This window comes from Kitasatospora sp. MAP5-34 (assembly GCF_029894335.1).
In the GTDB taxonomy this organism is placed as follows: Bacteria; Actinomycetota; Actinomycetes; order Streptomycetales; family Streptomycetaceae; genus Kitasatospora.
This window is the reverse complement of sequence record NZ_JARXZC010000076.1, coordinates 1-9,374: the sequence shown is the minus strand read 5'-3', so window position 1 is coordinate 9,374 and position 9,374 is coordinate 1. Positions and strand designations below refer to the sequence as shown.

Genomic DNA, 9,374 nt, shown 5'->3' with positions numbered 1-9,374 from the left:
AGGCGAGTACTTGCTGGGTGGTGCCACTGCTACCTCGTTTCCTTTGAACAGAGATTCTATTGGGTCTCTGTCCGGAAACCTCGGGGCCCCTCAGCTCCCACTGGTTCACCGTGCCGCGGTTGCGCAGGGCGGTGAATACCGAGCAGGCCATCTCGGTGTCGTCGGTCCACGGCCAGGGCGTGGGCGGTAGTCGGTGCTCGCGCAGGGCGGGCAGATTGTCGGGGACGAAGAACTGGGCGCCGAAGGCATCGCCGACGGCCAGACCGCGCAGCGAGTCACGTGCGGCGGCACGGTGGTTGAAAGGGACAAGTCCAGTGCTGGTTGCGGGGTGGTTGGTCATCAGCAGGCATCCTGCCAACGAGGCGAGCCAGGGGCCAGCGGATTCCCCAGTAGTCGTGTGCGGGGGATCGTCCCTGGCCCAGGTGTGGCCCGACGCCGGACGTTGATGCCGTGCCGCACGGCGGGAGGAGGACACCCGGTCCCGGACCGGCGTGCGGACGCGCCGGTCAGGAGGCGGACGCGCATTCCCGGCAGACCGGCCGTCCTTTGCGGTCCTGCCTGGCGAGTTGGCTGCGGTGGTGGACCATGAAGCAGTTCACGCGGGTGAACTCGTCCTGCTGCATGGGCAGGACCCGGACGGACAGTTCCTCGTCGGAGATCTCCGCGCCGGGCAGTTCGATGCCTTCGGCGGTCTCGGGCTCGTCGATGTCCACGGTGCCGGCCGACTTGGCGCTGCGTCGGCTCTTCAGCTCCTCGATGCTGTCGTCGTCCGTGTCGTCGGTGTTATTGCGCGGGGCGTCGTAGTCGGTGGCCAAGGCGGTGCCTCTCGTCCCGTGGGTGCGGTGCGGGTCGGTGCACAGCCTGCCCTGTCCGCGCCGCGCGCGGACCCGCGACATGAACCCCGCGCCCGTTCGGATGACGCCCACCGACACGCCCACCCGCCCCGCAAGCAGCGCGCGGAGTCTTCAAGATGGACACGACGTACGACCATCTCGGGCCCGACGGGCAGCCGACCACGGAGCGTACGTTCTACGTCACGCACATCGGCCGGGCGCTAGCCGCGTACGAGCACCACTCCCAAACCCTTGGTGTGGCCTTCGGGTGGCGTCGCGGACTGTCGCCGAACGGCCGGATCGAGGGGCTGGGCTCCTACACGACGCCCGACTTCGCGGGCTGGCACGAGATCACTGCTGCCGGGCCGGATGCCGGCGGCGAGCCCTCGGACTGGATCGGTTGACCACCGCCGCTGGTCAGCTGGTCTTACCGCAGGTGTGGTCTTCTTCGCCGGCGACGTCTTCTCGGCTGCCGCAGGCAGAGCCTTGCCAGTGGCGGTGGACTTGCGGACGGCGGTCTTCTTGAGGTGTGCCGTTCGGAGACCCATCGTTGTTGGTCAGGCCGCATGCCGGTATTCCCAGCACCAGCAGTTCAGCGTCCTTGGCCGCATCCCGACGCAGCCCTACCGCCGGGACCGCGAGCAGCTTCCACGCCACCTTGTACACCGACGAGACGATCACCTCGACAGGGTTCCAGCACGTCGTCGTGGCATGCCACCCACTCTGAGCAGCAGCGATGATTTTCCGAACGGCACAGGGTGCTGGGGCTGTGTCGGGTTTTGACTACGACAGCGGCCGCGTGACCACGCCGAAGAAATTCCCGACAGCGCGCGGGACGCCCGGGGTCGCCTGGGCCGGCTCGTTGCCGAATGGGACGTTCATCAGGACCGGAGAGTTGTTGCTGTCGCGGCATGCCATCGAGGTGGAGCCACCGCCGTCGAGATTGAGCCCCGTGTATGCGCCGGCGATGATCAGCCACTGCGCGATGTCGTAGAAGCCCCCTCCATAAGGCCACGCGGCGATCTCGCACCCATCGAGCGTGACAAGGTACAGGTACTGCCCGTCGGCGCTCAGGCCGACAGCGGTGCGCCCGGCGATCTTCTCGGTGGGACCCGGCTGGGGTGTCCCCTGGTTGACCCCATTCTCGACCAGGAAAATCGGCCCCGGAACCTGCTCCTGAGGCGGCCACCCGCCTTCGGCCGGCTGTGGACTGCCCGCGATCGCCGTGTAGTAATCCGACACATTCTTCAGATTTTCTTGCGTGACGAGCTGGAAAGTCACCTCGTTCGTCTGTGAGATGAGCATCGCCATCGCGCCGGCGTAGCTCTGGTTCGGTACGTCGGCGTCCGTCGTGTGCCCGGGCGGCGGTGCTGGCACCGTGGGATCACATACGACGTTTCCCTGCGAGATGGCGAGCCCCATCAGTGAGAAGTTGCCGCCAACGACATCCTGGTCGTACCAGGAGAAGTTCGCGTTGATCGCGACCGTCACGGCCGTCTCCGCGCTCAAGAATCCGGTAACCGTCGCTCCAACCGTCTGACACGGCCTGTCCTTCGGCGCCGCCGGTGTGGTGTAGAAGGAGATGCCCGAGTTCGTCAGGTCGATGCGCAGCGCGTTGACGTTCTGCTTTCGCGCGACAGGCGTGGAGAGCACGGACGGAACGGCATCGAAGGCGAGATCGGCCGTGCCCACCGCGCGATCGATTCCTTGGTACCACGGCTGCCACTCGCTGAAGATGTACGGTGTCGAGGTTTGCGTCGAGGCGCCTCCACTGATGACGGCCTGGTCCATGGGGTTCTCCGTGGTGTCGTCGTTGAGGTTGAACAGCATCGTGCCGCCCTTTCTGCGCGCCGCTCGGTTGCCACGCTGCGGAGGCACACCGTCGCCGGTCCTCCTGTCCTCCTCATGGGGGTAGAGAACTTTGGCGAGTACTCGACCCTGTCGGGCTCGGCGGATCGCCGCCGGCCAGAGCACGATCACGAGGGCCCAGGTCGCTGCTGCGGCCAGGGTGGCAGCGGGGCTGCCGGGACAGGCTCTGAGCAAGCGGGCCCCGGCTGGGATCCAGTCGGGGCCCGCGCGAGCCGGGGTGATTGCGGTGGGGCTACTGGGAGAGCCAGTCGTGGAAGTAGGCGACGCTGCTGTAGACGCCGGGCGAGCCGGCCGCGGCGCAGCCTCGTGACCAGGAGACGATGCCGACGACGACGCCGTTGACCACGGCGGGGTCGCCGCTGTCGCCGGTGCAGAAGCCCTGGCCGCCGTCGGCGGGCCCGGCGCAGAGCATGCTCGTGGTGTCGAGTACCGGGTCGAGGCCGTCCAGGAGGCCGCCCTCGTCTCCGCCGAGGTTGAGGTTCAGGCCGGAGTAGGCGGCCTCGCAGTCGGTGGTGGTGGTCACCGGTACCTGGATGGTGCGAAGGCTGGTGGGGAGGGTGGTGTCGTCCTGCTGGGTGCGTCCCCAGCCGGTGACCGTGGCCGCGTCGCCCGCCGTCGGCGCGGTGGTGGCGAGCGGGGCGAACGCGACCGTGCTGCCGTTCTCCGTGACCGCGGTGGCGAGCTTCAGGAGCGCGACGTCGTTGGCCATCGTCAGCGCGTTGAAGCCCGGGTGCTTGAGGACGCCGCTGACACTCCTTGTCTGGGCCAGACGCGTGCGGTCCACGCCGTCGTACTTGACCTGCAGCGAGCTGGCCCCGTTGCCGTTGACGCAGTGGGCGGCGGTGACCACCGTGTTCGCGTCGCGCAGGAAGCCACCGCAGACGTGACTCCAGCCGAACAGGCCTTGCGCCACGATGCTGACCTGGTAGGGCGCGGAGCCGGGAGCGGCGTCGCCCCCGCCGACGATCGCGGCGGCCGGTGACGCGCTCGCGAACGCCAGGGCGAGCACTGCCCCCGCTGAGACGATGAGTTTGCGCAGCAACACAGAACCCCCGGGGAAGGTGGCGCGCTGGTCGGCCACGCCACTTGTGACATGTGACACGACAGGCAGGCTAGCTGACGCTCCGTCGCGCAGGCCGGTGACGCGCCGCCGGCCTCGGTGGCGGGCGGCCGGATCCTGGGCGGCGACGTGCCGGGCCACCGAGCACCTGTCCCCGGGCGGCCCGGTCGTCCGGACAGAAGGCACGAGCCCGCGTGCACGACATGAGGCAGCCGCCCAAGCCGCCCCGGTGACCGGGTCGTCCCGGACCGCTCGGCAGTCCGGCCCGGACAGGCTCGACACACTGTCGCCGGGCCGGGGCGGACCGATGACACAGCCGATCCTCACGGGCCCGACCCGGTGGCCGCCTGGATCATCGAAGAGTGCGGCCGGCAGGACCGGGCCCGCATACTCCCCGGACAGCTACCCTCCCACCCGCGCCTGGTCCACGCCTCGCCCAGACCCGCGAGACCACAGCGTTGACCGACCCCTTCCGGCTCGACTTCGACCCCGCCGCGCTGCGCCGGTAGACCAGGGTGCCCGCGCACGAGCGCCGCCCCGCCCCTCCGGCCGACCGCGACGCCGCCGAGGCCCGCACCGCACTTCGCGGCCACACCCAGGTCCTGGACGCCATCCCCGAGGACCAGGTCGACCAGGGCCGCGCCCCCGCCGCCCAGGGCCGCATCATGGAGGCCTCGCCCAGGCCGTCGGTGGCCTGTCGCCCTGGGAGTTGATGCCTGGTCCGGGTGTCGGCCTGGACGCCGCAGGGGCGCGCCGCCTTGCTTGGCCCCCTCGGCTTCACCCAGGCCCCGCCGCACGCCGACCTGAAGGGCTCCACCCGGCACATCTTCTTCCAGCGCGTGGACGACCCCGGCGTCAGTCCCGATGCCGAGACCGACCTCCACTGGCGCTCCCAGGACGTGCTGGGTCGGGCGAGGCGCCACGACCGGCCCCTCGCCTGGTTCGTCCCGCACGTCCCCAAGCGGGTCCGCCGCGACTTCGCCGACGGCCACGCCGCCCCTGTCCTGCTCCACGAGGCCGTCCCGGCCTCCGGCCTGGCCGACGCAGACTTCACCGCGCTCACCGCCTGGGTCGAGAAGGGCGCCGCGCTGGGGCCGGCCCCGGCCGTGGTGCCCCGCCAGTGCCGGGACTGCGGGGACCGCTCGACCATCGCGATTGCCGGACGCCGCGAGGACCGCGTGCACGCGGCCTGCGGCTCCTGCTGCGAGTGCTACTGCCCGATCGGCGACGGCGGCGATGCCTTCCAGGCCTGCGGCGAACTCCGGTCCGAACGCTGCACCCGCTGCGGCTGGTGCCGGATCTGCGGGCCGGCCGTCAACTGGATGTGCCGGTGGCTGCTTCTGCCTGTGCTCGGTCTTCGGCCGTGAAGCAAGTGGGGTGCTGGGCTATGAGCGTGAGCTCGAAGCGCCCATCCCAGGTACGCACGTCACTGCCGGCGGGTGCCTGGATGTACTGCCCCCGGAACGAGTTCATCAACACCGCAGCTGCCGGGCATGTGTCGGTCGGCTTTGGTGCACCCGATGAGGAGTGGCCAGTGGTGGCCAACCACAGTACGAGAGCGCCGCCGAGTGCTGCGGCGCCAGCCACTGGGATCAGAGTGTTACGGGTGCGCCTGTCGGCCGGCGGATCGCTCAGTTCGTCCGTGATCATGAGGCCATCCTTTCGCGCCAGGCTCCGCCGGGCGAGCCCGGGTTGTCCCGAGCCGGGCCGCGGCGACGGGATCGCCTGTCACGGCCCCTATCGGTCTCCTCGTATCGGGCGGTGATGCCGGTGAACGCCTCGGTTCAAGCGCGTTCGAGCAGGGCGTGCGGGTGGACTCGACGTTGCCGCGGCTGTCGGCCGTCGCGGAAGACACCGCCGTCGCACTGGAGCTGACCCAGGACGCCGTCCGCGCCGGCGACGCACTCACCTTGCCCGACGCGCTGTGCGCGCCCATATGGGCCAGTAGCGGGAAGTGAACGTGCTCCAGGAGCGGTCCACGGCTTCCGTCTGCGCGTAGAGCGGACCGTTAAGCTCGCTGAGCTGACGGTTGACCCTGTCCAGGCGATCCTTGCGGCGCTCCAAGCGCAGATTCGTCAAGTAGGTCGCCACCGGACACCCCACCGGTCCTGGGCCAGGCCGACGGGAACCTCGCCAACTTCCTGTGGGACGGGACGCGGGTCCGGGTGGTGGACTTCGAGGACTCCGGCCGCAGCGACCGCGTCTATGAACGGGCGGACATCGCCGAGCACGCCTCCCTGTGGGTCGACAGCGGGTTCGACATCGCGCGTTTCCTCGGTCTCTTCGACCTCGACAACGCACAGGCCCGCCGCCTGCGCGAGTGCCGACGCCTCTTCTCGCTGCTCTGGCTCCTGGTCCTGGCGTTGGAGGACCCGAGCAGTCCCCGGAATCCGGCCGGCACCGCCGAGCGGCAGGCCCAACGCCTCCTGGGCCTCCTGGGCTGAAGCCCCGCCCCCACCCGGGCCTGACACCGACACCGCCTACCAGGCCACCCCGAGCGCCTTCAACTGCGCGACCTGGTGTTCGGTCAGCTTGGCGTGCCGGGCTTTCGCGTTGTTGAGCCACGCGCCCAGCGAGTGTTCCTCCACGGTCCCGTCCGCAAGCTCCAGGGCCTCCCGGTGCGTCCGGGGGACCTTCGCATGGCCGACCCCGTCGGATGTACTGGGCGAGGGCCTCCAGGCCCCTGCTGGAACCGTTCCGCCTGAGATGTCTTCGGTTTCGCCGCGGCCGCCGCCCGCGCAGCCACCTGCCCAGGGTCTTCTGCGATCCCGATCGCGGCCAGGAGTTCGCGCTGCTCCTCCACCAGCTCCGGCCATCCCGCCTGCTGCGCCGCGACGAAGTGTCCCAGCGGCTCGCCCTCGAACTCCAGCTCCACCAGCAGCTCGGGCCAGTCCACCCCCACCGCCGCTCTCCAGCCACCACACCCGCGCGGCCTGGTAGGTGCGCTGCCGGCGGATCGGCCACGCGGGGCACCACCACGGGGCGATGTCCTCCAACGCCCGCCTGCGCTCCTGCGACAGCGCGCCGGGGCGGTCGCGGGTGTGTCGGCAGGTTGCTGCCCTCACCGCCGGGGTGGGGTGAGGGCAGCGGTGGGTGGAGTCAGCTGCAGTTGATGATCAGTGAGGTGACGATGGTGCAGTTGCGGGTGGCGCTGTCGTTGGCGGGGTTCAGGTCGACGGGGGTGCTGGCGGTGCGGGTGGCGGTGACCGCGTAGGGCAGGTTCAGGGTGAGCAGGGCGATGGGGACGGTGAAGGTGCGGGTGGTGCTCGCGCCGGATGCCAGGGTGCCCAGGGTGCAGGTGACCTGGCCGCTGGAGGGGGTGCAGGTGCTGCTGGTGGCGGTCATCGGGCCGGGCAAGGTGGCGGTGACGGTGGCCGCCGTCACCGCGGAGGGGCCGTTGTTGGTGATGGTGATGGTGTAGTCGATGTGGCCGCCCAGCAGGCCGGGCGCGCCGGTCGCGGCCAGGGTGATGCCGAGGTCGGCAGCGGCGTAGGTGTACTGGTCGGCTGTGCTGGTGGCGCTGGTGCCGCCGGCGGTGGTGGCCTGGATGTCGATGGTGCCGGTGCCCGAGGCGGGGCTGGTGGCGGTGCAGGTGGTCGCGGTGCAGGAGACGTCGGTGGCGGGGTTGCCGCCGAAGGTGATGGTGGCGCCGGTCAGGTTGGTGCCGGTGATGGTGACCACAGTGCCGCCGGCGGGCGGGCCGGTGTTCGGGGTGACCGAGGTGACCGTGGGCGTCTGGGTGAACACGAACACGACCGAGCCGTTGCCCGCGTTCACGCCGTCGGTCACCGAGGACGGCGTGCCGGGAACGGTGCCGGACACGTAGCTGGAGCCGCCGCCACCGCCGCCACCCCCGCCCCCGAACGTGGCGGAGGCGTCAATGCCGCCGCCCCCTCCGGCACCACCCGAGCCGTAGCCGGCACCGCCGTTGCCGCCGCCGCCCGCCGGGATGTAGAAGTCGTGACTGAAGGCACCTCCGACCGCGTTCGGCATGGACCCGGAGCCGCCGAGCCCGCCGTTGCCGACGCTTCCGCCCGCCCCGCCCGTCCCGCCCGCGCCGCCCGCGGTCGCGGTTCCCGCACCGCCGCCGGCACCGCCGCCCGCAGTCGAGCTGCCGTTGCCCGCGGTCCCGGCGCTGCCGCTGTTGCCGCCCGGGGCCCCGGCGAAGGCGGGGGTCCCGATACCCGGACCGCCTGCTCCGCCGCCGGAGCCGGCCGTCAGCAGCGCGGCGCCGGTGGAGGTGGTCACGTCCACCAGGCCCCCACCCAGACCGCCGTACCCGGCGTACCCCGTCGCGGTGGTGCCCTGGGGGCCGACAGCAACGTTCAGCGTCGCCCCGGGCGTCACGGCCAGGGTCGCCACCACGAGGGCCCCCTTGCCACCGGCCACGCCGTCGACCGAGGGCCCGCCGCCCGCGCCGTTCAGGGTCACCAGGCCGCTGGTGACACCGGCGGGCACGGTGATGCTGCCGGTGCCTGCGGCGGTGCAGGTGATGCTGGTGGTCGCCCCGGAGACGACCGGGGCACCGCACACCCCGGCCGCACTGGCAGGAGCAGCCAACGCCACCAGACCGGCCAGCGCCAGGCCCCCGGTGGCAGCCAGGGCGGTGAACCGCCGGGCCCGACCGGCATGCGCCGGGTGTAACCGGGTAGTCAGAGACATCGAGGACCTTCCCCTCTGTTGTCCGCACCGCGGCGGCGGGATCCGAATGGGCCCCTGGAACCGGCTACGGTACGGTCGCACACGGCGCACCGCCGGACGAGGTCTGCCCTCCGGATCAGGCACGCATCGCGCACCACCGCGGCAGGGTCCGCGCCGCAGCAGCCATCGGCGCCCCAGCCCCCTGACCATCGGGCACCCGAGACGCCACCGCCCATCCTCACACCGACATGTCCGCATCAGGGCGGAACCCGCGCAACTGGCCGTATTCGCCCAAAACCTGACCTCCCGACACCTTGACGCCCCACCCGCCTCCGGCCACCGCACAGGAGCAAGTGGAGTCAGCCCCCCCCACCCCGGCCTGACGCCGACTACCAGGCCACGCCGAGTGTTTCCAGCTGGGCGAGCTGATCCGGGGTCAGCTTCGCCCGCCGTGCACGGACGTTGTTCAGCCAGGTGCCCGGTGCCACCTCGACCGTCCCGACGCCGTCCGGTAGCTGCACGGCCTCACGATGGGTCCTGGGGACCTTGGCGTGGCCGACCTTCCGGACGTACTGCGCGAGGGCTTCCAGGCCCTGCTGGAACCGCTCGGCCTGGCTGCGCCTGGGAGTGGCGGCCTTCACCGCCCGCGCTGCGACGAGCTCCTGGTCCTCCTCGATGCCGATCGCCGCGAGCAGTTCCCGCTGTTCCTGGCGGTCGGTGTGCATGATGCAGCCCGGCTTCAGGTCGCCCCGGCCGACGGCCATATTCAGGGCGTCGGTGACCAGTTCGGCGCGGTGGTGGTCGGCCATCGCGTACCCGATCACCTCGCGGGTCGCCAGGTCGATGACCGTGGCCAGATACCACCAGCCCTCGATCCAGGGCTTCGGCGTAGTCGCGTGACGTCCGTTTTGTGATCACGCGAGGCCGAGGAGAGCGAGGGGCCGGGTGGCGTCGCGGGCGTTGCGGCGGAG

Annotated in this window: 11 protein-coding genes and 2 pseudogenes; 5 read left to right on the top strand and 8 right to left on the bottom strand. The window is 71.1% G+C overall.

All coding sequences use genetic code 11. The features are described 5' to 3' along the window. Together P3T29_RS32075 and P3T29_RS32070 are read right to left on the bottom strand one after the other, a co-directional pair. The coding region (locus P3T29_RS32075; protein ID WP_280720202.1) for an ADP-ribosylglycohydrolase family protein at positions 1-340 on the bottom strand (340 nt) is incomplete at its 3' end. Between the two features lie 166 nt (positions 341-506). Then, positions 507-815, bottom strand: a complete 309-nt coding sequence (locus P3T29_RS32070; RefSeq protein WP_280720204.1) for a DUF4193 domain-containing protein — start codon at positions 813-815, stop codon at positions 507-509. 155 nt (positions 816-970) lie between these two features. Here P3T29_RS32070 and P3T29_RS32065 point away from each other — a divergent pair, with 155 nt between their 5' ends. Further along, positions 971-1,237, top strand: coding sequence for a hypothetical protein (locus P3T29_RS32065; protein WP_280720201.1), 267 nt, complete (start codon positions 971-973; stop codon positions 1,235-1,237). A gap of 13 nt (positions 1,238-1,250) precedes the next feature. On the opposite strand, the gene P3T29_RS32060 is transcribed toward P3T29_RS32065, so the two are convergent. The 3 genes from P3T29_RS32060 to P3T29_RS32050 all read right to left on the bottom strand — a co-directional run bounded on the left by P3T29_RS32060 (position 1,251) and on the right by P3T29_RS32050 (position 3,804). Further along, a complete protein-coding gene (locus tag P3T29_RS32060; RefSeq protein WP_280720200.1) occupies positions 1,251-1,514 on the bottom strand; it encodes a hypothetical protein in 264 nt (87 codons plus the stop codon). Positions 1,515-1,616: 102 nt separating this feature from the next. Next, positions 1,617-2,663 (bottom strand): phosphodiester glycosidase family protein, encoded by a 1,047-nt coding sequence (locus P3T29_RS32055; RefSeq protein WP_280720199.1) that lies wholly within the window; start codon positions 2,661-2,663, stop codon positions 1,617-1,619. A 271-nt stretch (positions 2,664-2,934) separates the two neighbouring features. Further along, on the bottom strand, positions 2,935-3,804 hold the full coding sequence (locus P3T29_RS32050) for a serine protease (protein WP_280720198.1): 870 nt from the start codon (positions 3,802-3,804) through the stop codon (positions 2,935-2,937). Positions 3,805-4,277: 473 nt separating this feature from the next. On the opposite strand from P3T29_RS32050, the gene P3T29_RS32045 reads away from it, so the two are divergent. The 4 genes and pseudogenes from P3T29_RS32045 to P3T29_RS32030 all read left to right on the top strand — a co-directional run. Continuing rightward, positions 4,278-4,475, top strand: a complete 198-nt coding sequence (locus tag P3T29_RS32045; RefSeq protein WP_280720197.1) for a hypothetical protein — start codon at positions 4,278-4,280, stop codon at positions 4,473-4,475. Between the two features lie 45 nt (positions 4,476-4,520). After that, entirely contained in the window at positions 4,521-5,129 is a 609-nt protein-coding gene (locus tag P3T29_RS32040; protein ID WP_280720196.1) for a hypothetical protein, read from the top strand. 444 nt (positions 5,130-5,573) lie between these two features. After that, positions 5,574-5,720 carry a hypothetical protein gene (locus P3T29_RS32035; protein WP_280720195.1) on the top strand — a complete coding sequence of 49 codons (147 nt, stop codon included), beginning with the start codon at positions 5,574-5,576 and terminating at the stop codon, positions 5,718-5,720. 144 nt (positions 5,721-5,864) lie between these two features. Further along, positions 5,865-6,206: pseudogene (locus tag P3T29_RS32030) on the top strand (aminoglycoside phosphotransferase family protein); the annotation flags it as partial. A gap of 655 nt (positions 6,207-6,861) precedes the next feature. Here the strand turns inward: P3T29_RS32030 and P3T29_RS32025 are convergent. The 3 genes and pseudogenes from P3T29_RS32025 to P3T29_RS32015 all read right to left on the bottom strand — a co-directional run. After that, a complete protein-coding gene (locus tag P3T29_RS32025) occupies positions 6,862-8,424 on the bottom strand; it encodes an IPT/TIG domain-containing protein (RefSeq protein ID WP_280720193.1) in 1,563 nt (520 codons plus the stop codon). A 368-nt stretch (positions 8,425-8,792) separates the two neighbouring features. Beyond that, positions 8,793-9,128, bottom strand: a complete 336-nt coding sequence (locus P3T29_RS32020) for a helicase associated domain-containing protein (protein ID WP_280720203.1) — start codon at positions 9,126-9,128, stop codon at positions 8,793-8,795. Next, a pseudogene (locus P3T29_RS32015) lies at positions 9,114-9,275 on the bottom strand (DDE-type integrase/transposase/recombinase); the annotation flags it as partial. The pseudogene P3T29_RS32015 and the gene P3T29_RS32020, both read right to left, overlap by 15 nt. Positions 9,276-9,374 lie beyond the last annotated feature (99 nt).

Coding starts and splice junctions, on each gene's coding strand:
- P3T29_RS32065 (WP_280720201.1), top strand. CDS start 971: ATGGACACGACGTACGACCATCTCGGGCCCGACGGGCAGCCGACCACG.
- P3T29_RS32020 (WP_280720203.1), bottom strand. CDS start 9,128: ATGCACACCGACCGCCAGGAACAGCGGGAACTGCTCGCGGCGATCGGC.
- P3T29_RS32025 (WP_280720193.1), bottom strand. CDS start 8,424: ATGTCTCTGACTACCCGGTTACACCCGGCGCATGCCGGTCGGGCCCGG.
- P3T29_RS32055 (WP_280720199.1), bottom strand. CDS start 2,663: ATGCTGTTCAACCTCAACGACGACACCACGGAGAACCCCATGGACCAG.